The following is a 22,773-nucleotide window of genomic DNA, read 5'->3' as shown; positions in this document are numbered from 1 at the left end:
CCGATGGCTGCATTTCTGGCTTGAAAGTACAGAAGTGCGGCTGAGGTAAGTGATCTGTAGTTGAACCTATAAAAGGAGTACTTGATGAGTCCTATCAATGGTCTGTTCACGGCTGGCAGCGCTTCGGCCGCACTGGCAACTGTCAAGCGATCAGAAGAAAAACTAAGCAGTTCGGTAGCGTTGGAAACAGGGGGTGAGCACGCGAGTGAAGATGAGCAGCTTTCGGGCCTGGCAAAAAAGCTAAGTGCCGCTGCAGAGCGCGCAGCTGAGCGCGATAGCAAGCTTTCGCGCAAGGAATTGGCCGATTTGGCGTCCAAGATTCTCGATAGGCTTGGCGGTTCATCTTACTATTGGGCTAAGGATTTTTATGACTCCCAACTGCCTGATACTGAAGACCAGGAGTGGCTGGAGCGTGCCCGCCAGGCTAATGATTTTTCCAAAGGCAAAGGCCCTAACCCCTTTGAAGGTTTTAGTCGTGAGCAACTTAGCTTAATCGTTCACGACGAAAGCGGTGCCTTCACAGTCAATGAAAGGCGGGCTGCACGATCGGTGAAGACGGATCTGCATAATGCATGGGCGCAAGACATGATTCGAAGAATGAATGCCGAGCACCAGCAAACTGGCCGTAGTGATAATGGGCTGCGTGAGATTCTCACCTATTACAATTCATTGCCGCCTATAGAAGTGGCCGAGTATGGAAATTACGAAGCCAACATCATGATGCAATTGTCCATGCATGAAGTTGAATGGCCAGAATTCAACACGTCATTAGTGGATATGCTCGCCAATGAATGGGGTAAGGAGGATCTGACCCAACCTGATCCCGCTCAGGCAACAGACGAAGCGGAGCCAGGAACCGAAAAGTCATGACGCCTATCGTTTCCCTGGCCGGTATCGGTCGTGTGTTGAACGGCCAGGCCATTCTGCGCGACGTCTCGTTCAACGTAGCCCCTGGCCAGGCCTGTGCTCTGGTCGGGGCTTCGGGCTGTGGTAAAAGCACGTTGCTGAACCTCATCGGCCTGCTCGACCGGCCCAACGCAGGCAGGCTTGTACTAGACGGCAAAGACATGACCCATGCCACTGGCGACCAGCGAGCCGTCACCCGCAATTACCTACTCGGCTTCGTGTTCCAGAGTTTCAACCTGCTGCCGCGCCTTACTGCCCTGGACAATGTAGCGCTGCCGTTGAGCTACCGAGGCATGCCCCAGGAGGCAGCGCGGCAGGCCGCGAGCGCCTGCCTGGAACAGGTGGGCCTGGCTCACCGGGCCTTTCACCTGCCTGCCGAGTTGTCCGGTGGCCAGCGCCAGCGGGTGGCCATCGCCCGGGCGCTGGTTACCGGGCCGCGCATCCTGTTGGCCGACGAGCCTACCGGAAATCTGGATGGCGAAACCGCGCAAGGGATCATCGCGCTGTTGATGTCACTGAACCGCGAACAAGGCATGACATTGCTCATGGTCACCCATGACCCGACCATCGCCCTGCGCATGGATCGGCGCCTGCAGGTCAGCCAAGGTGAGGTGTTCGATGCCTGATGGCTACGGGCCTCGTTGGCCGCAACGGCTGAGGGAAGCGCAGGGCAGTGTGAGCCAACTCGGCACCCGGGCCTGGCTCGCATTACTTGGCATAGCCGTGGGCTGCGCCGCGTTAGTGGCGTTGATCAATATCGGCCACAGCGCCACGCAACACACTCAGCGGATGTTCCAAGGGATGGGCAGCGAGCTGATGGTCGTCAACCTGGAGGCCGCCGATGAAGGCAGCGGCGCCGTGCGCCTGGACCTGGCCACGCTGCCGCCGGGAGTGCTTGCGCTGGCCCCTTTGGCGTCCAGCATCGTGACCGTTCAGCTCAACGCGCTGGGTGTCGAAACGATGGTGACCGGCAGCTCCGCGCAACTGAACGAAGTGCTCAAGCTGGAACTGGGCAATGGCCGGTTACTGTCCCGGTTCGACGACCGAGCCCCACATGCAGTGCTGGGCGCAGCGCTGGCCCATGAGTTGCGGGCCAGCAGCGGCGACCGCCTGCAGGTGGGGGCCTACGTGTTCGACGTGGTGGGCGTGCTGGCGCCGCAGGGCTACAACCCCATGCTGCCAGTCAATTTCGACAACCTGCTGCTTATGCCGCTGGCCGGTATGCAGCGGCTCAATCCTGCTCCGCAGGTTGCGACTTTCATCGCCCGTGGCACGGATGCTGCGACCTTGAGCCAAGCCGCCAGTGCGCTGCGCGATTACCTCCAGGCCCAGCTTCCACGGCATGAAGTGGATGTGCAACTGCCCCGCCAGATGCTGGAAAGCATGGCCGGGCAGTCGCGAGTCATGGCCTGGATGCTGGCCGGCACCGCCGCCATCGCCTTGGTGCTCGGCGGGGTCGGGGTCATGAACGTCATGGTGATGAACGTGGCCCAGCGCCGCCGGGAGATCGGCGTGCGCCTGGCGTTGGGCGCACGAGGGCGCGATATCGCCTGGCTGTTCCTGCTCGAAGCGTTGTTGCTGTCGGTGGCCGGTGCGCTGTTGGGGGTGATGCTGGGCTTGGCGGCCGCCTGGTTGTTGGCGATCACGTCCGGTTGGGGTTTTTCCTTCTCGGCAGGGTCTGTGCCGCTGAGCATGGGCATCTCGCTGCTGCTCGGGCTGTTCTTCGGCTTGCAGCCCGCGCGGGTGGCGGCGCGGCTGCAACCGGTAGTGGCGCTGCGGGATGACTAGGTGGTTGGCGATGGCTTGGGCTTTAACGGTAGCGGGCTTGGCCATGGCCGACAACGCACAGCACCGCTCCCATGCGACTGTGCAACGGGTTGCGCCCGTCAGCGCACGGTCGGTGCCAGGTGGCGAGCCCGTGGCATTGGAACTGGGTGACGCCGTCGCCTTGGCGCTGCGCGACAACCGGGCAATCCGTAGCGCGTACCTTGAGCGCATCGCACAGAAATTCGACCTGCGCGTCGCCCGTGATGCCTTCGCCCCGCAACTGGCGCTCAAGGGCCGCTACCTGGCCAACCGCAACCACGCCGACCGCTATCGGCAAGGGCAACTGAGCCCGTCAGCCAGCCTGCTAACACCCTACGGCACCCGCCTGAGCCTGGATTGGGCTTACGCGCATACCCGTGCCAATGGGGCAGGGCGACGTTACAGCGATGGCGCTAACCTGGCGATCATCCAGCCGTTGCTACGCGGCGCTGGGCGCGGTATTGCCGATGCCCCCTTGCGCCAGGCTCAACTCAGCGAACAGCTTAACCGGCTCGCCCTCAAGGACAACGTGGCGCAGGTCATCACCCGCACCATCAACCTGTACCGCAACCTGCTGCGCGCCCAGGAGCAACTGCGCATTGCCGATGATGGGTTGCGGCGTGCCCGGCAACTGGTGGATGTCAACCGGGCGCTGATCGCAGCCGGGCGCATGGCAGCGTTCGATATCGTCCAGGCCGAAGCCGAAGTCGCCAGCCAGGAACTGGCGCGCGAGGGCAGCCGCAACCAGTTGCAGCAGAGCCGCCTGGCGCTGGCACAGCTGTTGGCACTGGACCTGTCAACGCCCCTCAAGGCGGTGGAGTCGTTGCATGTCGCGCAACTGCAGATCGACGCCGACCAGGCCCTGACGCAGGCACAAGCCTTGCAACCGGCGTATCTGATGCAGTTGGTGGCAGGTGAACAGGCCGCCCTTGAACTGCGGGTAGCGCAGAACGCGCAGTGGTGGGATCTGTCGCTGGTCGGCGGGGCTAGCCAGTTGCGCGAGCGGCCCGGGAATGCGCTGGCGTGGGAGCACTACGTGGCGGTGGAGCTGGAAATACCGATTGGCGACCTCAGCCGGCGTCAAACCTTGCTGCGAGCGCAAGTCGGCATGGAGCAGCAGCGCCTGAGCCAGGCCGAATCCCGGCAGCAGTTGCAGCGTGAGGTCACCAGCGCTGTATGGGATATCCAGGTGCGCTGGCGGCAGTTGCAAATTGCCGAGCGTGCCCAGGGTTTGTCCCAGCGCAAGCTGGCCATCGAGCGAGAAAAGCTGGCGACCGGGCGCTCCAGTAACTTCCAGGTGCTGAGTTTCGAAAGCGACCTGCGTTACGCGCAGAGTGCGCTGCTCGATGCCACTCTCGATTACCTGGAGGCGCAAGTGATGCTGGACCAGGTGCTGGGCGCAACGCTCGAACGCTGGCAGGTGGCACTCAATGACTAGGTGGCGGTGGTTATCGTTGTTGGTCGCAGCCGGCCTGCTGCTGGCGCTGTTCTGGCAAGCCTGGCCCGAGGCGTCGCCTACCGGCCCACAGCGCTGGGTGCGCGTTGAACCGCAGTTGCTTGAAAGCCGCCTTGGGCTGGTGGGCAGGTTGCAGGCGGCGCGGGAGGAAACCTTGAATGCACCGTTCGACGGGGTGGTGGCTGCTGTGCTCGTGAAGGATGGGCAGCAGGTGGTAGCGGGCCAGCCCTTGTTCACGCTGGACACCGCCCAGCTGGATATTCAGCTGCGCGAAGCTGAAGCCGAGCGTTTGAAGGCCCGCGAGCAGTTGCGCCAGTTGCGTGCATGGCAAAGCGGGCCGCAGGTGTCGCAGAGCGTTCGCGCCCTGGGTGCCGCCCGTGCGGCGGTAGCTGCCAGTGCGGCAAGCCTGGCTGAAACCCGGCGCCTGTTCGAGCGCGGTATTGTCGCGCGCATGGAAGTGGATAGCCTCCAACTCATGTTGCAGGCACAGCGCCAAGCGTTGCGGGATGCCGAGCAGGAACTGCTGCTGACCCGTGCACGCGGCCAAGGCGATGCCCTGCGGATTGCCGAGATGGAGCTGGCCAACGCCGAGGCGCGCTGGAGCGGGTTGATGATGATGCGCGCGCGCAGGGTGGTCCGTGCGCCCTTTACCGGCGTGCTGGAGGGCGTGGCCAGCGACGCGGCCCAGGGTTCACGGCCCATGCAGGTCGGGCAGGCGATGAGCCGAGGCATGCCGATGATGGTGCTTGTCGATCTTGAGCAGTTGAACGTGGCGGCGAAGGTGCAAGAGCAAGATGTGGATAAGGTGCGCGAGGGGCTTGAAGTTGAAGTCGTCATCGCCGGGCAGGTGCTCGCGGGGCAGGTCGAACAGATTGGCCAGCAGGCCCGCAGCGACACAGGGCCTGTGGCCTGGTACGACGTGCTGGTCGGCCTGCGCTTGCCTGAGGCACCCGGTGAGTTGCCGTTGCGCCTGGGCATGCGCGCGGAGCTGACCGCAGTGGTGGCCCGGCGTGAGCAGGCAGTGGTGGTGCCTGTCGAGGCGCTGCAGCGCGATGAGGCAGGCAAGGCGTATGTGCTGTTTCGTGAGCACATCGAGCAACTGCCACGCCAGGTTGAGGTGACCCCCGGCCTGGCGGTGCTTGAAGGGGTGGAAGCGGTTGGCCTGAAGGCAGGCTTTGTGCTGTTGCCGTGAGTGCAAACCCAGGCCTTGCGCAGGAAGCGCTCGTTCCAACGGCCGATTGAATGGAAATGTCTGTAGGAGCGGGCTTGCCCCGCGAAGAAGGCACCGCGGTGTATGGCACCGGCTTCGCCGGTGTTCGCGGGGCAAGCCCGCTCCTACAGGTAATTGTATTGCGCAGGGTTGGGTGATCTCCTGCGCGAGCGAGTGGGTTCGATACGGTCAGTCAGCCGGGTGATCGCGCAGGAACACCAGGTGGTCCGCCTTCGACTGCTCGGCACTGTAATAGTACCCCTGCACATCGAACTGCTTGAGCTGCTGCGGATCGTTGACCCGCTCCTGGATCACGAAGCGGCTCATCATGCCGCGGGCTTTCTTGGCGTAGAAGCTGATGATCTTGTACTGGCCGTTCTTCCAGTCCTTGAAGTCGACGTTGATGACCCGGCCCTTGAGGGCGCTGCGCTTCACCGCGCTGAAGTATTCGTTGCTGGCCAGGTTCAGCAGCAGGTCGTCACCCTGATCGGCCAGGGCCTGGTTCAGCCATTCGCTGATGCGCGTGCCCCAGAAGGCGTACAGGTCCTTGCCGCGGGCGTTGGCCAGCTTGGTGCCCATTTCCAGGCGGTAGGGCTGCATCAGGTCCAGCGGGCGCAGCAGGCCGTAAAGGCCCGACAGCATGCGCAGGTGGTCCTGGGCGTAGCTGAAGTCATCGTCGGCCAGGGTTTCGGCGTCCAGGCCGGTGTACACGTCGCCCTTGAACGCCAGCAACGCCTGCTTGGCATTGGCCGGGGTGAAGTCCGGGGTCCAGCTGCCGAAACGCGCGGCGTTCAGGCCGGCGAGCTTGTCGGACAGGTGCATCAGCTCGCTGATCTGCGCCGGCGACAGCTCGCGCAGTTGCACGATCAGTGCCTGGGAATCGTCCAGATACTGCGGCAGGGTGAAGCGGTCGGTGACCGGCTTGGTGTCGTAATCGAGGGTCTTGGCGGGGGAAATCACCGTCAGCATCGGGTCGGCTCCTGGCATCGTTGGCGGCAATTCTACGGGGTGGGCCCGGCAAGTCCAAACTATGCCGACGATAGTCACAGACCATCGCCTTCCCAGGCGCTATAGTGCCCGTTTGGCTGTCATGGAGAGACTCATCGTGCGTATTGCCGTTGCCTTGCTGGCCACCTTGCTGAGCCTGGCCGCCCAGGCCGCCCCCATTCCCCCCGCCAGCATCGACCGCAGCCTGTGGCCTGAACAGCTGGACAGCCCGGCCTTGTTCGATGTGGCTTCGCGTGCCGAAATCCTCTCCTTTGCCCGGGTGCTGCATGAAAGCGAGCTGCTCAGCGATGGCGCATTGGCTGCGCGCCTGGGCTTGCGCCAGATCAACCTGCAGAAGATCCGCGCCGTGCGAGCCCAGATGTGGCAGCGCCTGTGGCAGGGCTACCAGCAGGCGCAGCTTAGCTGCGAGCAGGATGCCTCGTTCTGCTACCTGGTCGACTCCATGGCGGATTTACGTACCAAAGCCGCCACATTCGCCACCGATGTCGGCGAGTTTTACACCGGATGGGTCGAACCCAGCCATCAGTTCCATGTTCGCTACCTGGACGAGCAACTGCGCAAGGCCGCGCTGCTGCCGCAAACCACCAGCGAGGTGGAGCGCCTTTCCAGCCGTGAGCGCAATGGCGATGAATTGAACGACCGCATGTTCCTGCTGACCTTCGTTGGCGGCCCAGGGCCCGATGGCGGCAGCACCGATGCCCTGGCCGAGTACCTGCGCAGCCAGAAATTGCAGGGCACCTTCTTCGTGCTGGGCAACCGCGTGCAGCAACGCCGTGACAGCGGCCCGGCCAATGCCTTGGGGCAGTTGTATGCCGGGCAATGCGTAGGCATCCAGGGCTGGGAATACCGCTCGCACGCCCAGTGGCAAGGCTGGCAGGACTCGATCCGGCGCGCCCAGGCGCGGGTCCAGGCCGACTTGCCCGAGCAGTACGTGCCCTTGTTCCGCCCGCCCTACGGGCAGCGCCGGGCCGATGGCGAGGCGTTCATGGCCAGCCAGCAGTTGCGGGTTTCCCTGTGGGATATCGATGCCCAGGACGACGGCCCGCTGACCGCCGAGGGCTCGGCCCAGCGCGTGATCACCCTGATGCTGCTGTGGCGCAAGGGCGTGATCCAGCTGCACGACACCTTGCCCAATGCGCAACCGGCCGTGGAGTGGTTGCTGCGCAACACGGCGCAAAGCGGGATCGGTTGGGAAGACTGCCGCGATTACGCTTATCGCGAATAGGGGGTATGACTTCTGACTGTAGACCCCCCAGGGGGCGTCGCCAAGGCCTCTTCGTCATTCGGAAAAATAAACTTCAAAAACACGTAAAAATGCTTTTTCCGGTCATGGCTTTTGCGGTATGAAGAAACCAGACAGCCGATTCCTGCAGCACAGGTGGCGTCATCCAGGCCCACCTCGGCAGGTTCGCTTCCCGCCCGTAACAACGCGGATACGGGAAGACCGGCAGTCACTCTGCGGCGCAACAGACCTCGCCGTGTGGCTTCGACATAAGGTGACCGAGTATGGATGACCAAGGACGCAACCCTTCCTCCAGCAAGCCAATCCTCTATGTGCTCGATACCAACGTCCTGATTCACGACCCCAACGCATTGCTCAACTTCGAGGAGCACCACGTCGCCATTCCCATGACGGTGCTGGAGGAACTCGACAAGCTCAAGACTGGCAAACAGACCATCGCCGCCGAATGCCGCCAGGCCATCCGCCTGATCGACCAGACCCTCGGTGACGCCTCGCCCAGCGATGTCGAGCAGGGCGTACCGATCCAGCGGGGCAAGAGCGGGCCCAAGGGCTTCCTGTCGATTCTGATGAGCCCGCGCAACGAACCCAGCAAGTTGTTGCCCGAACACCTCAACGACAACATCATCATCAACACCCTGCTCGAAGTCCGTAGCCGGCGCACCGACCTGGACGTGGTGCTGGTCACCAAGGACATCAACATGCGCCTGAAGGCGCGTGCCTGCGGGATCCCCGCCGAGGACTACAGCACTGACCAGCTGGTTGACGACGTGTCCTTGCTGTCCAAGGGCTATCACTCGGTCAGCGGGTCGTTCTGGGACCGCGTGAGCAAGGTCGATACCCGCCAGGAGCGTGGCCGCACCTGGCATCGGGTGCAGATGATCGACAACCTGCCTGCGGTGCACATCAACGAGTTCATCATTGACGAGCAAGGGTTCGTCGGCTGGGTAAAAGGTATCCGCAACGACGAACTGCTGCTGCTCGACCTGCACCAGGAACCGCTGCTGCACCAGGAGGCCTGGGGCCTCAAGCCTCGGGACATCCACCAGAGCCTGGCGCTGTTCGCCCTGCTCGACCCGGATATCCACCTGGTCAACCTGACCGGCGCCGCCGGTTCCGGCAAGACCATCCTGGCCCTGGCCGCGGCCATCGAGCAAACCATGGTCAGCAAGCGCTACCGGCGCATCATCGCCACCCGCAGCGTGCAGGGGCTGGACCAGGAAATCGGCTTCCTGCCGGGCACCGAGGCGGAGAAAATGGAGCCTTGGCTGGGCGCCATCACCGACAACCTCGAAGCCTTGCACATGGATGACGAGAGCACCCATGGCAGCGTGGAATACATCCTTGAGCGGGTACCGCTGCAGTTCAAGTCGCTGAACTACATTCGCGGGCGCAGCTTCCAGCAGAGCCTGATCCTGATCGACGAGTGCCAGAACCTGACACCGCACCAGATGAAGACCATCATCACCCGGGCCGGCTCGGGCTCCAAGGTGGTATGCCTGGGCAACCTGGCACAGATCGACACGCCGTACCTGTCCGCGACCAGCTCGGGCCTGACCTACCTGACCGAGCGCTTCAAGGACTTCCCCCATGGCGTGCACATCACCCTGCAGGGTGTGCCACGTTCGGTGCTGGCCGAGTACGCCGAGTCTCACTTGTAACCGCCTCTGGCCTCTTCGCGGGGCAAGCCCGCTCTTGTAGGAGCGGGCTTGCCCCGCGAAGAGGCCGGACCTGCCGATACATATCTCTGCTCAAACCTGACCCACGGGTTTACACTGCGGACTCCCTCCACAGGAGCAGAGCAGTGCTGACACATCTTGATTCCCAGGGGCGCGCCAACATGGTCGACGTCACCGAAAAGGCCGTGACCGAGCGCGAGGCCGTGGCCGAGGCGCGGGTGCGGATGTTGCCGCAGACCTTGCAGATGATCGTCGATGGCGAGCACCCCAAGGGCGATGTGTTCGCCGTGGCCCGCATTGCCGGCATCCAGGCGGCGAAGAAGACCAGCGACCTGATTCCGCTGTGCCATCCGCTGATGCTGACCAGCGTCAAGGTCGAGCTTGGCGCCGATGGCCAGGATGCGGTGCGCATCGTTGCCCGTTGCAAGCTGGCGGGGCAGACCGGGGTGGAGATGGAGGCACTGACGGCCGCCAGCGTTGCCGCGCTGACGATCTACGACATGTGCAAGGCGGTGGACAAGGGTATGGTCATCGAGCAGGTGCGCCTGCTGGAAAAAGTCGGCGGCAAGAGCGGCCACTACAAGGTGGAGGCGTGATGAAGGTCAAGGTGATGTATTTCGCCCGTTACCGGGAATTGCTGGGCATCGATGCCGAGCGCCTGGACGGCGAGTTCAAGGTACTCGACGATGTGCGCCAGGCCCTGCTGGCCAAAGGTGGCCACTACGCGGTGCTGGCCGAACAGAACCTGATGTGTGCGCGCAATGAAGAGCTGTGCCGGCTTGACGAGCCGCTGGAGGAGGGCGACGACGTGGCGTTCTTCCCTCCGGTGACCGGAGGTTGAGCATGGCCGTTCGAGTGCAAGAGGCGCCGTTCGACCCGGGGGCTGAAACCAATGCCATGCATGCGGCGAACGTGGGTGTGGGCGCCGTGGTCGGTTTCGTTGGCTATGTGCGCGATTTCAACGATGGCCGGGAAGTGGCGGGGATGTTTCTCGAACACTACCCGGGCATGACCGAGAAGGCCTTGGGCAAGATCGTGGCCGAAGCCGAGCAGCGTTGGCCGTTGCTCAAGGTCGAGGTGTTGCACCGCATCGGGGCGCTGGAGCCGGGTGAGCCGATCGTGTTCGTTGGCGTGGCCAGTGCTCACCGGCAGGCCGCGTTCGAGGCCTGCAACTTCATCATGGATTACCTGAAAACCCGCGCGCCGTTCTGGAAGAAGGAGCATACCCAGGAAGGGCCAAGGTGGGTGGAAGGCAGGCAAAGCGACCAGGACGCCGCTGGGCGTTGGTAGCCCCTGACAGGCAGACACAGATTCCGTAGGAGCGAGCGCAGCTCGCGATACGCCGCCAGGCGTTCAGCGCCGCTGCGCGGCGCATCGCGAGCTGCGCTCGCTCCTACCAGGCCAGGTAAGGCCGGGCTTTCAGTGGTGCTTGCGCGGTACTGGCTTCAACAGCTCGTCCGGCGGCATTTCGCACTTGATCTTGCGTCCCAGCAACTCCTCGATCGCCGGCAGCTGGTACGAGTCATCCTCGCCGGCAAAGCTGATCGACACACCGCTGCTGCCCGCACGGCCGGTACGGCCAATGCGGTGCACGTAGTCATCCGGGTCTTCCGGCAGGGTGAAGTTGATCACGTGGCTGATGCCATCGATGTGAATCCCACGCCCGGCCACGTCGGTGGCCACCAGCACCGTAATGCGCCCCTCGCGGAAGTTCTCCAGGGTACGAATACGCTTGTGCTGCGGCACGTCGCCCGACAGTTGCGCGGCATTGATGCCGTCGCGCACCAGCTTTTCCTCGATGCGCCGCACCTCGTCCTTGCGGTTGGCGAACACCATCACCCGTTCCCACTTGTTCTGGGTCACCAGGTTGTACAGCAGCTTGTACTTGTCGCTGCCGGCCACCGCATACACGTGCTGTTCCACGGTTTCGCTGGCAACGTTCTCCGGCTCGATCTCGACGATGGCCGGGTTGGTGGTCCACTGCTTGGCCAGGTTCATCACGTCGTCGGTGAAGGTGGCGGAGAACAGCAGGGTCTGGCGCTCGCTCTTGGGCGGGGTCTGGCGGATGATCTGCCGCACCTGGGGGATGAAGCCCATGTCGAGCATGCGGTCGGCTTCGTCCAGCACCATCACCTCGACCATGTCCAGGTGCACCTCGCCGCGCTGGTTGAAGTCCAGCAGGCGGCCCGGGGTGGCTACCAGGATGTCGCAGTGGCGCGCTTCCAGGGCCTTGAGCTGCTTGTCGAAGTCCATGCCGCCCACGAAGCTCATGACGTTCAGGCCGGTGTACTTGGTCAGGGCCACGGCGTCCTTGGCAATCTGGACCACCAGCTCGCGGGTTGGCGCGATGATCAGCGCCCGCGGCTCGCCCATGTAGCGTTCCTTGGGCGGCGGCGTCTGCTGCAGCTGGGAGATGATCGAGATCAGGAACGCGGCCGTCTTGCCGGTGCCGGTCTGGGCCCGGCCGATGGCGTCCTGGCCACGCAGGGTGAAGCCCAGCACCTGTGCCTGGATCGGCGTGCAGTACGGGAAACCGAGGTCGTGGATGGCGTGCATCAGCTCATTGGACAGCTTGAAGTCGTGGAAGCGGGTTTTCCCTTCCTGCGGCTCGACCACGAAATCTTCAGGCTTCCACAGGCTGGCCTGTGGCTTGGGCTTGCGTTCGCGGCGCGGTTTGTCCTTGGCCGGTTTTTCCACCGGGGCCTTGGCAGCGACCGGCACTTCAGCCTGGGCGGCGGGTTTGGCGCGAGGCGTGGCCGGCTTGGGGGCGGGGCTGGGCTCGGGCTGTGCGAGGGGCGCGGGCGCCGGCGGCGGCGTCACGCTGGCAGCAGGAGCGACGGCCTGCGGCGCGGCGTCTCCCTTGCCGAATATTTTCTTGAGTGCCTTGAGCACGATCGTCTCATCAACTGGTTAAGGAATGTACGCCGGGCAGTGTAATGCAAGAAATGGGCGCGGCGTAGCGAAAGCGCCCACAACGACAGGTGAACCGGCTTATTGCAACTGCTTGCTCAGCCAGTCATGGATGTCACCCAGTTCCTCGACCACCACTTCGTGCTCCATCGGGTATTCCTGCCAGCGCGCGGCCACGCCCCAGGTGTTCAGGTATTCGAACGCCGTGCGGCCCATGGACGGGATCACCACCGGGTCGTGCACGCCATGCAGGCACAGCGCCGGGGTGCGTTGCTGGCAGGCGCTGAGCTGGTGGCTGTCGCTGAAGGTCGGGGCATAGGTGGACAGGGCGATCACCCCGCCCAGCGCTTCCTGCCATTTTACAAAGGCAGTGTGCAGCACCACGGCGCCGCCCTGGGAGAAGCCGGCGAGGAAGATCCGCGACAGGTTGATGCCCTTGGCCTGTTCGGCCTTGATCAGGGCGATGACCTGCTCGGCCGATTCCTCCAGCTGCGCCTCGTCGATGGCACGGGCCGGGGTCATGGCCTTGATGTCGTACCAACTGGGCATGGCGTAGCCGCCGTTGATGGTCACCGGGCGGGTTGGGGCCTGGGGCATGATGAAGCGGGTGCTGAGCAGGCGTTCCTGCATGAATTCGGCCACAGGTAGGAAGTCGTAACGGTCGGCGCCCAGGCCGTGCAACCAGATCACACAGGCGTCTGCGGTTTTCTGTGGTTCGAGAATCAGCGGTTGGGTCATGACTGCTCCGAAAGTGTGCGTGCCTATATAAGGAGTGCGTGAAAAGAAGGCAGGGGATCTGATTGTCAGAAAAAGAATGTCGCAACGATACAACTTTTCCTACTTGACGAAAGCTTAAACGCTACAGCCGACAAATGTGGTATGCGCTTTGCTATTCAACCTTCGATGCACAGGGCGATTGCCGACGGTAACACCCTTTGCACGCGAAGGCTGTCATAGAACAGCCCATTGCGCCAATTGACCCAAGAACAAGCCAACAAGGGTCGGATGCGCCTCATAAGGGTGCGGTGCAATTCCGGCTCGTACAACAAGAGCGATTTGGAGGTTGTAGATGAAGATGTTGAAAACCACCCTGGCAGTCCTGACCGCTGCCGCCGCGCTGGGCGCCGTGAGCAATGCCCAGGCCGGCGCCACCCTGGATGCGGTAAAGAAGAAGGGCTTCGTCCAGTGTGGCGTGAGCGACGGTCTTCCAGGCTTCTCGGTACCTGATGCGCAAGGCAAGATCGTCGGCATCGACGCTGACGTGTGCCGCGCCGTGGCCGCCGCCGTGTTCGGCGACGCGACCAAGGTCAAGTTCAGCCAGCTCAACGCCAAGGAACGCTTTACCGCGCTGCAATCGGGTGAAGTCGACGTGCTGTCGCGCAACACCACCTGGACCAGCTCGCGCGATGCCGGCATGGGCCTGGTGTTCGCCGGTGTCACCTACTACGACGGCGTGGGCTTCCTGGTGAACAAGAAGCTCGGCGTTTCCAGCGCCAAGGAGCTCGATGGCGCGACCATCTGCATCCAGGCCGGTACCACCACCGAGCTGAACGTGTCGGACTTCTTCCGCGCCAACAACCTGAAGTACACCCCGATCACCTTCGACACCTCCGACGAGAGCGCCAAGTCGCTGGAGTCTGGCCGTTGCGACGTGCTGACCTCGGACAAGTCGCAGTTGTTCGCCCAGCGTTCCAAGCTGGCTGCGCCGGCCGACTACGTGGTGCTGCCGGAAACCATTTCCAAGGAACCGCTGGGCCCGGTGGTGCGCAAGGGCGATGAAGACTGGTTCAGCATCGTCAAGTGGACCCTGTTCGCCATGCTCAACGCCGAGGAGGCCGGCATCACCTCGAAGAATGTCGAGGCCGAAGCCAAGGCCACCAAGAACCCGGACGTCGCCCGCCTGCTGGGGGCCGACGGTGAGTATGGCAAGGACCTCAAGCTGCCCAAAGACTGGGTAGTGCAGATCGTCAAGCAAGTCGGCAACTACGGCGAAGTGTTCGAGAAGAACCTGGGCCAGAGCACCGACCTGAAGATCGACCGTGGCATGAACGCCCTGTGGAACAACGGCGGCATCCAGTACGCGCCCCCTGTGCGCTGATGGTTGCACCTGCGGCGGCATTCCGCCGCCGCAGGTTGTTCGAATCCCTACTTTTCGGGGCACTTCATGCAAAATCAAATCGGCGCACGAAAGGGCTTGTCCCTGAGCGATCCACGTGTGCGCGCGTGGCTGTTCCAGGTTCTCACGATCATCTTCGTGGTGGGCCTGGGCTGGTACCTGTTCCACAACACGCAAACCAACCTGCAACACCGGGGCATCACCTCGGGCTTCGACTTCCTTGAACGCAGCGCCGGCTTCGGCATCGCCCAGCACCTGATTCCCTACGTGGAATCCGACAGCTATGCGCGGGTGTTCGTCATCGGCCTGCTCAACACCCTGCTGGTAACCTTCATCGGCGTGATCCTGGCTACCCTGCTGGGTTTCGTCATCGGTGTGGCGCGCTTGTCACCGAACTGGATGATCAACAAGCTGGCCACGGTGTATGTGGAAACCTTCCGCAACATTCCACCGCTGCTGCAGATCCTGTTCTGGTACTTCGCGGTGTTCCTGACCCTGCCGGGGCCACGGGGCAGCATCAATATCGACGACACCTTCTTCATCAGCAACCGCGGCCTGAACATGCCCGGTGCTTCCATGGCCGAGGGCTTCTGGCCGTTCGCGGTGGCGGTGCTGGTGGCGCTGGTGGCTGTGGTGGCGATGGTGCGTTACGCCAACCGGCGCTTCGACGAAACCGGTGAGCCGTTCCACAAGTTCTGGGTGGGGCTGGCGCTGCTCGTGGTGATTCCCGGCGCCTGCGCGCTGCTGTTCGGCAGCCCGCTGCACTGGGAAGTGCCGCAGTTGAAAGGCTTCAACTTCGTCGGTGGCTGGGTGCTGATTCCCGAACTGCTGGCGCTGACCCTGGCGCTGACCATCTACACGGCAGCCTTCATTGCCGAGATCGTGCGCTCCGGTATCCGCTCGGTGAGCCACGGCCAGACCGAAGCGGCCCACTCGCTGGGCCTGCGCGAGGGCCCAACCCTGCGCAAGGTGATCATCCCCCAGGCACTGCGGGTGATCATTCCGCCGCTGACCAGCCAGTACCTGAACCTGGCGAAGAACTCGTCGCTGGCAGCCGGTATCGGCTACCCAGAGATGGTTTCGCTGTTCGCAGGGACCGTGCTCAACCAGACCGGCCAGGCCATCGAGGTGATCGCCATCACCATGAGTGTCTATCTCGCCATCAGCATCAGCATTTCGCTGCTGATGAACTGGTACAACAAGCGCATCGCGCTGATCGAGCGGTGAGGATACGCCCGTGAATGCCCATGTTTTCAAACCCGACATGCCGCCACCGGTGAAAACCGTCGGCGTGCTCGCATGGATGCGTGCAAACCTGTTCTCCAGCTGGCTCAACACCCTGCTGACCCTGTTCGCCGTGTACCTGGTGTGGCTGATCGTGCCGCCGCTGGTGCAGTGGGCGTTGATCGACGCCAACTGGGTCGGCACCACCCGCGCCGACTGCACCAAGCAGGGCGCCTGCTGGGTGTTCGTGCAGCAGCGCTTCGGCCAGTTCATGTATGGCTACTACCCGGCCGAACTGCGCTGGCGCGTCGACCTCACCGTGTGGCTGGCGGTACTCGGCGCTGCGCCGCTGTTCATCAAGCGCTTCCCGCGCAAGGCCATGTATGGCCTGGGCTTTCTGGTGCTGTACCCGGTGCTGGCCTATACCCTGCTGCACGGCGGGTTGCTCGGCCTGAGCAACGTTGCCACCAGCCAGTGGGGCGGGCTGATGCTGACCCTGGTGATCGCCACCGTGGGGATCGTCGGCGCCTTGCCACTGGGCATCTTGCTGGCCCTGGGCCGGCGTTCGCGAATGCCCGCAGTGAAAGTGGTGTGCGTGACCTTCATCGAGTTCTGGCGCGGTGTGCCGCTGATTACCGTGCTGTTCATGTCGTCGGTGATGCTGCCGCTGTTCCTGCCCGAGGGCATGAGCTTCGACAAGCTGCTGCGGGCGATGATCGGGGTCATCCTGTTCCAGTCGGCCTACGTGGCCGAGGTGGTGCGCGGCGGCTTGCAGGCCATTCCCAAGGGCCAGTACGAAGCGGCCGCGGCCATGGGCCTGGGCTACTGGCGGGCGATGGGCCTGGTGATTCTGCCGCAGGCGCTCAAGCTGGTGATCCCCGGCATCGTCAACACCTTCATCGCCCTGTTCAAGGACACCAGCCTGGTAATCATCATCGGCCTGTTCGACTTGCTCAACAGCGTCAAGCAAGCCGCTGCCGACCCGGCCTGGCTGGGCATGGCCACCGAGGGCTATGTGTTCGCTGCCCTGGTGTTCTGGATTTTCTGTTTCGGTATGTCCCGCTACTCCATGCACCTGGAGCGCAAGCTGGACACTGGCCACAAGCGTTAGGAGTTTGCAAATGAGTGAAGCGATCAAACAAGCGGCCGGCCCCGAAGGCATCATCCAGATGCAGGGCGTGAACAAATGGTACGGCCAGTTCCATGTGCTCAAGGACATCAACCTCAACGTGCGCCAGGGCGAGCGTATCGTGCTGTGCGGGCCGTCGGGCTCGGGCAAGTCGACCACCATCCGCTGCCTCAACCGCCTGGAAGAGCACCAGCAGGGGCGTATCGTGGTCGATGGCGTGGAGCTGACCAACGACCTCAAGCAGATCGAGGCGATCCGCCGTGAGGTGGGCATGGTGTTCCAGCACTTCAACCTGTTCCCGCACCTGAGCATTCTTGAGAACTGCACCCTGGCGCCGATGTGGGTGCGCAAGATGCCCCGGCGCAAGGCCGAGGAAATTGCCATGCACTACCTGGAGCGCGTGCGCATTCCGGAGCAGGCGCACAAGTTTCCGGGGCAGTTGTCCGGTGGCCAGCAGCAGCGCGTGGCGATTGCCCGGGCGCTGTGCATGAAGCCGAAGATCATGCTGTTCGACGAGCCAACCTCGGCGCTGGACCCGGAAATGGTCAAGGAAGTGCTCGACACCATGGTCGGCCTGGCCGAAGACGGCATGACCATGCTCTGCGTGACCCACGAGATGGGCTTTGCCCGCACCGTGGCCAACCGGGTGATCTTCATGGACAAGGGGGAGATCGTGGAGCAGGCGGCACCGGATGATTTCTTCGACCGGCCGCGCAGTGACCGGACCAAGCTGTTCCTTAGCCAGATCTTGCATTGATGTGATTGGGGCCGCTTTGCGGCCCTTCGCGGGCTTTGCTCGCTCCTACCCTGGGGCGCCTACCCCCTGTAGGAGCGAGCGTAGCTCGCGATAGCTTTACTTGTCTTCCGGGTTGGCAGCCGGTGCCGGCGGCGGGCGCAGCCCCACCTCGGCAATCAGCTTCAACTGCTGCCCGTTGCGCATCACTTCGATGCTGATCTTCTCGTTCGGCTTGATCCGCGCCACCTGGTTCATCGACTTGCGCCCGTCACCGGCCGGCTCGCCGTTGATGCTCAGAATCACGTCACCGAGCTGCAACCCGGCCTTCTGCGCCGGGCCATCGCGGAAGATGCCCGCCACCACGATACCCGGGCGGCCCTGCATGCCGAACGACTCAGCCAACTCCTGGCTCAGCGGCTGTACCTCGATGCCCAGCCAGCCACGGATCACCTGGCCGTGCTCGACAATCGATTTCATCACCTCAAGCGCCAGCTTGATCGGGATGGCGAAGCCAATGCCCTGGGAACCGCCGGACTTGGAGAAAATCGCTGTGTTGATGCCCACCAGGTTGCCGTTGGCATCGACCAGCGCGCCGCCGGAGTTGCCCGGGTTGATTGCCGCGTCGGTCTGGATGAAGTCTTCGTAGTTGTTCAGGCCCAGCTGGTTGCGGCCGGTGGCGCTGATGATGCCCATGGTCACGGTCTGGCCAACGCCGAACGGGTTGCCGATGGCCAGCACTACATCCCCGATATGGATGTTGTCGGAGCGGCCGATGGTGATGGCCGGCAGGTTCTTCAGGTCGATCTTCAGCACCGCAAGGTCGGTTTCCGGGTCGCTGCCGATCACTCGGGCCAGGGTTTCGCGGCCATCTTTCAGGGCCACGACGATCTGGTCGGCGCCGCTGGTGACGTGGTTGTTGGTCAGCAGGTAGCCCTCGGGGCTCATGATCACCGCCGAACCCAGGCTCGATTCCCAGCGCCGCTGCTTGGGCAGGTTGTCGCCGAAGAAACGGCGGAACTGCGGGTCTTCGAACAAGGGGTGGGAGCTTTTGTTCACCACTTTGGTGGTGTACAGGTTGACCACCGCCGGGGCGGCCAGGGTCACGGCGTCGGCATAGGACACCGGGCCCTGCATGATGCGCGTGGTTTGCGGGGCTTGCTGCAGGTTGACGTCCTGGCTGGGCAGGCCGACCCACTCCGGGTAGCGCAGGATGATCAGCATGGCGATCAGCACGCCGGTGAGCAGGGGCCAGCCAAAGTAACGCAAAGCCTTGAACATGAACGAATCCTGGAAAAGAGCCGGCGCCTGTGGCCGCGCAGTGGGGCATGAACGCGCGCGACTATACACCGGTTCCCCCGATGCCGACGACGGCCCATAATGGCCGGCATTATACGGGCGTTCTTCAGGCGTTGCGCCCGAGAAAAGCGCAGTTTTCGAGGAGATTTTCATGGCCGTCGCTCTCAACACCCTGGTCGAGGAAGCCGAGCGCTACCTGGGCAGCGCGAAGATCCAGGACTATTGCCCCAACGGCCTGCAGGTCGAAGGCCGTCCGCAGGTCAGCCGCATCGTCAGCGGCGTCACGGCCAGCCAGGCGCTGCTGGACGCCGCGGTCGAGGCCCAGGCCGATCTGATCCTGGTGCACCATGGGTACTTCTGGAAGGGCGAGAACCCGTGTGTCACCGGCATTCGCCAACGCCGCCTGAAGACCCTGCTCAAGCACGACATCAGCCTGCTGGCGTTCCACCTGCCGCTGGATGTGCACCCTGAGGTCGGCAATAACGTGCAGCTGGCGCGCCAGCTCGACATCACCGTGGAAGGCCCGCTGGACCCGGCCAACCCCAAGGTGGTCGGGCTGGTCGGTTCGCTGGCCGAGCCGGTCACCGCCCGTGACTTCGCCCGCCGCGTGCAGGAAGTGCTGGGGCGTGAGCCGCTGCTGGTCGAGGGCGATGAGATGATCCGCCGGGTTGGCTGGTGCACCGGGGGCGGGCAGGGGTATATCGACACGGCGATTGCCGCAGGCGTGGACCTGTACCTGACTGGCGAGGCCTCCGAGCAGACCTACCACAGTGCCCGCGAAAACGGCGTGAGCTTCATCGCCGCCGGGCACCATGCCACCGAGCGCTATGGCGTGCAGGCCCTGGGGGATTACCTGGCGCGGCGCTTTGCCCTGGAGCACTTGTTCATCGATTGCCCTAACCCGATCTGAGATCGGTGTCGCCTGCTTCGCGGGGCAAGCCCGCTCCTACAAGGTTCGGTGTCTATCTTCAGGGCGGCGCGGGCCTCTGTGGGAGCGGGCTTGCCCGCGAAGGGGGCGGGCCTGCAAGCCCAAACCCCTAGTCATATCGTTAGACCTTTTCGATCTAGCCCCCCGCCTAAATAGAATCAGCCGCTGTGATAAAGTGGCTCGCTCGAACACGGCCCGCAGGCCGTCCATAAGATCGTTTTTCGTGAGTAGCCATGGTCGACAAACTGACGCACTTGAAACAGCTGGAGGCGGAAAGCATCCATATCATCCGCGAGGTGGCCGCCGAGTTCGATAACCCGGTGATGCTGTACTCGATCGGCAAGGATTCCGCCGTGATGCTGCACCTGGCGCGCAAGGCCTTCTTCCCGGGCAAGCTGCCGTTCCCGGTGATGCACGTCGACACCCAGTGGAAATTCCAGGAAATGTACCGCTTCCGCGACAAGATGGTCGAGGAAATGGGCCTGGAGCTAATCACCCACGTCAACCCCGAGGGTGTGGCGCAGGGCATCAACCCCTTCACCCATGGCAGCTCCAAGCACACCGACATCATGAAGACCCAGGGCCTGAAGCAGGCGCTGGACAAGCATGGTTTCGACGCTGCCTTCGGTGGCGCGCGCCGCGACGAAGAGAAGTCGCGGGCCAAGGAGCGCGTCTACTCGTTCCGTGACAGCAAGCACCGCTGGGACCCGAAGAACCAGCGCCCAGAGCTGTGGAACGTGTACAACGGCAAGGTCAACAAGGGCGAGTCGATTCGCGTGTTCCCGCTGTCGAACTGGACCGAGCTGGACATCTGGCAGTACATCTACCTCGAAGGCATCCCGATCGTGCCGCTGTATTTCGCCGCCGAGCGTGAAGTCATCGAGAAGAACGGCACCCTGATCATGATCGACGACGACCGCATCCTCGAGCACCTGTCCGAGGAAGAGAAGGCGCGTATCGTCAAGAAGAAGGTGCGTTTCCGTACCCTTGGCTGCTACCCATTGACGGGCGCTGTCGAGTCGGAAGCCGAAACGCTCACCGACATCATTCAGGAAATGCTCCTGACGCGCACTTCCGAGCGCCAGGGCCGGGTCATCGACCACGATGGCGCCGGTTCCATGGAAGACAAGAAACGTCAGGGCTACTTCTAATTTTCAGGGTTACTCCATGTCGCACCAATCCGATTTGATCAGCGAAGACATCCTCGCTTATCTGGCTCAGCACGAGCGTAAAGAACTGCTGCGTTTCCTCACCTGCGGTAACGTGGATGACGGCAAGAGCACCCTGATCGGGCGCCTGCTGCACGATTCGAAGATGATCTACGAGGACCACCTCGAGGCCATCACCCGCGATTCGAAGAAGGTCGGCACCACCGGCGAGGAAGTCGACCTGGCGCTGCTGGTCGACGGCCTGCAGGCCGAGCGCGAGCAGGGCATCACCATCGATGTCGCCTACCGCTACTTCTCCACCGCCAAGCGCAAGTTCATCATTGCCGACACTCCGGGCCACGAGCAGTACACCCGCAACATGGCCACCGGTGCGTCCACCTGCGACCTGGCGATCATCCTGGTCGATGCCCGCTATGGCGTGCAGACGCAAACCCGCCGCCACAGCTACATCGCCTCGCTCCTGGGCATCAAGCACATCGTGGTTGCGGTCAACAAGATGGACCTCAAAGGCTTCGATGAAGGCGTGTTCGAGTCGATCAAGGCCGATTACCTGAAGTTCGCCGACGCCATCGACCTCAAGCCAAGCAGCCTGCACTTCGTGCCGATGTCGGCGCTCAAGGGCGACAACGTGGTCAACCACAGCGAGCGCTCGCCGTGGTACGCAGGCCCGACCCTGATGGAAATCCTTGAGACCGTCGAAGTCTCGGCCGACCGCAACTTCACCGACCTGCGCTTCCCGGTGCAGTACGTCAACCGCCCGAACCTGAACTTCCGCGGCTTCGCCGGCACCATCGCCAGCGGCGTGGTGCACAAGGGTGACGAAGTGGTGGTGCTGCCGTCGGGCAAGAGCAGCCGGGTCAAGTCCATCGTCACCTACGAAGGTGAACTGGAAAACGCCGGCCCAGGCCAGGCCGTGACCCTGACCATGGAAGACGAGATCGACATCTCCCGTGGTGACCTGCTGGTGCATGCCGACAACGTACCGCCAGTGACCGACCAGTTCGACGCCATGCTGGTGTGGATGGCCGAGGAGCCGATGCTCCCGGGCAAGAAGTACGACATCAAGCGCGCCACCAGCTATGTGCCGGGCTCGATTGCCAGCATCACCCACAAGGTCGATGTGAACACCCTGGAGCAGGGCGCTGCCAGTGCCCTGCAACTGAACGAGATTGGCCGGGTCAAGGTTGCCCTGGACACCTCGATCGCCCTGGACGGTTACGACAGCAACCGCACCACTGGCGCGTTCATCGTCATCGACCGCCTGACCAACGGCACCGTCGGCGCTGGCATGATCATCGCGCCGCCAGTACTGCCCCATGGCAGCACCGGCCAGCATGGCAAGCAGGCTCACGTGGCCACCGAAGAGCGCGCCCTGCGCTTCGGCCAGCAGCCGGCCACCGTGCTGTTCAGCGGCCTGTCCGGCGCTGGCAAGAGCACCTTGGCCTACGCCGTGGAGCGCAAGCTGTTCGACATGGGCCGTGCGGTGTACGTGCTCGATGGCCAGAACCTGCGCCACGACCTGAACAAGGGCCTGCCCCAGGACCGCGCCGGCCGCACCGAGAACTGGCGCCGCGCCGCCCATGTGGCGCGCCAGTTCAACGAAGCCGGCCTGCTGACCCTGGCGGCCTTCGTTGCCCCGGACGCCGAAGGCCGCGAGCAGGCCAAGGCGCTGATCGGCAAGGACCGCCTGGTGACCGTTTACGTACAGGCCTCGCCACTGGCCTGCCGCGAGCGCGACCCACAGGGCCTGTATGCCGCCGGCGGCGACAACATCCCGGGTGAGAGCTTCCCGTTCGATGTGCCGCTGGATGCTGACCTGGTCATCGATACCCAGAACACCAGCGTTGAGGAAGGCGTGAAGCAGGTGCTGGATGTGCTGCGTCAGCGTGGCGCGATCTAAGCATTGCTGCAGATGAAAAACCCCGCTTCGGCGGGGTTTTTTGTGCCTGTTGAATGGCTG

21 protein-coding genes are annotated in these 22,773 nt (G+C 63.3%); 17 read left to right on the top strand and 4 right to left on the bottom strand.

All coding sequences use genetic code 11. The features are described from left to right. Positions 1–84: 84 nt before the first annotated feature. Genes F3J44_RS06480 through F3J44_RS06460 form a run of 5 tightly spaced genes read left to right on the top strand, consistent with a single transcriptional unit; the run spans position 85 to position 5,360 of the window. On the top strand, positions 85–870 hold the full coding sequence (locus tag F3J44_RS06480; RefSeq protein ID WP_167065644.1) for a hypothetical protein: 786 nt from the start codon (positions 85–87) through the stop codon (positions 868–870). Beyond that, a complete protein-coding gene (locus tag F3J44_RS06475; RefSeq protein ID WP_167271229.1) occupies positions 867–1,532 on the top strand; it encodes an ABC transporter ATP-binding protein in 666 nt (221 codons plus the stop codon). Before F3J44_RS06480 ends, F3J44_RS06475 begins: the two co-directional genes overlap by 4 nt. Positions 1,533–1,581: 49 nt before the next feature. Next, positions 1,582–2,694, top strand: a complete 1,113-nt coding sequence (locus tag F3J44_RS06470) for an ABC transporter permease (RefSeq protein ID WP_370526708.1) — start codon at positions 1,582–1,584, stop codon at positions 2,692–2,694. 10 nt (positions 2,695–2,704) lie between these two features. Continuing rightward, the gene (locus tag F3J44_RS06465) at positions 2,705–4,150 is read left to right on the top strand and encodes a TolC family protein (RefSeq protein ID WP_205299720.1); all 1,446 of its coding nucleotides are present in this window, start codon (positions 2,705–2,707) and stop codon (positions 4,148–4,150) included. Between the two features lie 16 nt (positions 4,151–4,166). Further along, entirely contained in the window at positions 4,167–5,360 is a 1,194-nt protein-coding gene (locus F3J44_RS06460) for an efflux RND transporter periplasmic adaptor subunit (protein WP_167271223.1), read from the top strand. A gap of 207 nt (positions 5,361–5,567) precedes the next feature. Here the strand turns inward: F3J44_RS06460 and yaaA are convergent, their stop codons facing one another. Then, a complete protein-coding gene (gene yaaA, locus F3J44_RS06455; protein WP_167271221.1) occupies positions 5,568–6,347 on the bottom strand; it encodes a peroxide stress protein YaaA in 780 nt (259 codons plus the stop codon). Positions 6,348–6,483: 136 nt separating this feature from the next. On the opposite strand from yaaA, the gene F3J44_RS29795 reads away from it, so the two are divergent. The 5 genes from F3J44_RS29795 (at position 6,484) to moaE (ending at position 10,595) form a co-directional block, all read left to right on the top strand. Continuing rightward, positions 6,484–7,611, top strand: coding sequence for a polysaccharide deacetylase family protein (locus F3J44_RS29795; RefSeq protein WP_167271219.1), 1,128 nt, complete (start codon positions 6,484–6,486; stop codon positions 7,609–7,611). 281 nt (positions 7,612–7,892) lie between these two features. Beyond that, positions 7,893–9,287 carry a PhoH family protein gene (locus tag F3J44_RS06445; RefSeq protein WP_167271217.1) on the top strand — a complete coding sequence of 465 codons (1,395 nt, stop codon included), beginning with the start codon at positions 7,893–7,895 and terminating at the stop codon, positions 9,285–9,287. 143 nt (positions 9,288–9,430) lie between these two features. Beyond that, the gene (moaC, locus tag F3J44_RS06440; RefSeq protein WP_167061309.1) at positions 9,431–9,901 is read left to right on the top strand and encodes a cyclic pyranopterin monophosphate synthase MoaC; all 471 of its coding nucleotides are present in this window, start codon (positions 9,431–9,433) and stop codon (positions 9,899–9,901) included. Beyond that, positions 9,901–10,146, top strand: a complete 246-nt coding sequence (locus F3J44_RS06435) for a MoaD/ThiS family protein (RefSeq protein ID WP_167061945.1) — start codon at positions 9,901–9,903, stop codon at positions 10,144–10,146. The genes moaC and F3J44_RS06435 overlap by 1 nt, the downstream gene beginning before the upstream one ends. Positions 10,147–10,148: 2 nt before the next feature. Beyond that, on the top strand, positions 10,149–10,595 hold the full coding sequence (gene moaE / locus F3J44_RS06430; protein WP_167271215.1) for a molybdopterin synthase catalytic subunit MoaE: 447 nt from the start codon (positions 10,149–10,151) through the stop codon (positions 10,593–10,595). 129 nt (positions 10,596–10,724) lie between these two features. Here moaE and rhlB read toward each other — a convergent pair whose 3' ends face one another. After that, entirely contained in the window at positions 10,725–12,197 is a 1,473-nt protein-coding gene (rhlB, locus tag F3J44_RS06425) for an ATP-dependent RNA helicase RhlB (RefSeq protein WP_167271213.1), read from the bottom strand. Positions 12,198–12,296: 99 nt separating this feature from the next. Then, entirely contained in the window at positions 12,297–12,953 is a 657-nt protein-coding gene (locus F3J44_RS06420; RefSeq protein ID WP_167061318.1) for an alpha/beta hydrolase, read from the bottom strand. A 337-nt stretch (positions 12,954–13,290) separates the two neighbouring features. On the opposite strand from F3J44_RS06420, the gene F3J44_RS06415 reads away from it, so the two are divergent. From F3J44_RS06415 to F3J44_RS06400, 4 genes are all read left to right on the top strand, one after another. Next, positions 13,291–14,313 (top strand): amino acid ABC transporter substrate-binding protein, encoded by a 1,023-nt coding sequence (locus F3J44_RS06415; protein WP_205299742.1) that lies wholly within the window; start codon positions 13,291–13,293, stop codon positions 14,311–14,313. A gap of 66 nt (positions 14,314–14,379) precedes the next feature. Next, on the top strand, positions 14,380–15,558 hold the full coding sequence (locus tag F3J44_RS06410) for an amino acid ABC transporter permease (protein WP_167061324.1): 1,179 nt from the start codon (positions 14,380–14,382) through the stop codon (positions 15,556–15,558). A gap of 37 nt (positions 15,559–15,595) precedes the next feature. Continuing rightward, entirely contained in the window at positions 15,596–16,666 is a 1,071-nt protein-coding gene (locus F3J44_RS06405; protein ID WP_205299741.1) for an amino acid ABC transporter permease, read from the top strand. Positions 16,667–16,724: 58 nt separating this feature from the next. Next, a complete protein-coding gene (locus F3J44_RS06400; RefSeq protein ID WP_370526366.1) occupies positions 16,725–17,441 on the top strand; it encodes an amino acid ABC transporter ATP-binding protein in 717 nt (238 codons plus the stop codon). A gap of 96 nt (positions 17,442–17,537) precedes the next feature. Here the strand turns inward: F3J44_RS06400 and algW are convergent, their stop codons facing one another. Continuing rightward, positions 17,538–18,698 carry a Do family serine endopeptidase AlgW gene (algW, locus tag F3J44_RS06395; RefSeq protein ID WP_167061333.1) on the bottom strand — a complete coding sequence of 387 codons (1,161 nt, stop codon included), beginning with the start codon at positions 18,696–18,698 and terminating at the stop codon, positions 17,538–17,540. Between the two features lie 169 nt (positions 18,699–18,867). On the opposite strand from algW, the gene F3J44_RS06390 reads away from it, so the two are divergent. From F3J44_RS06390 to cysN, 3 genes are all read left to right on the top strand, one after another. Then, on the top strand, positions 18,868–19,626 hold the full coding sequence (locus tag F3J44_RS06390) for a Nif3-like dinuclear metal center hexameric protein (protein ID WP_167061336.1): 759 nt from the start codon (positions 18,868–18,870) through the stop codon (positions 19,624–19,626). 251 nt (positions 19,627–19,877) lie between these two features. Next, positions 19,878–20,795 carry a sulfate adenylyltransferase subunit CysD gene (gene cysD / locus F3J44_RS06385; protein WP_054884652.1) on the top strand — a complete coding sequence of 306 codons (918 nt, stop codon included), beginning with the start codon at positions 19,878–19,880 and terminating at the stop codon, positions 20,793–20,795. A gap of 16 nt (positions 20,796–20,811) precedes the next feature. Continuing rightward, the gene (gene cysN, locus F3J44_RS06380; RefSeq protein ID WP_167061339.1) at positions 20,812–22,713 is read left to right on the top strand and encodes a sulfate adenylyltransferase subunit CysN; all 1,902 of its coding nucleotides are present in this window, start codon (positions 20,812–20,814) and stop codon (positions 22,711–22,713) included. Positions 22,714–22,773: the final 60 nt, after the last annotated feature.

The organism is Pantoea sp. Tr-811 (genome assembly GCF_011752535.1).
Lineage (GTDB): Bacteria > Pseudomonadota > Gammaproteobacteria > Pseudomonadales > Pseudomonadaceae > Aquipseudomonas.
Note: the sequence above shows the minus strand (reverse complement) of the source record. Positions and strands in the feature narration are given on the sequence as shown.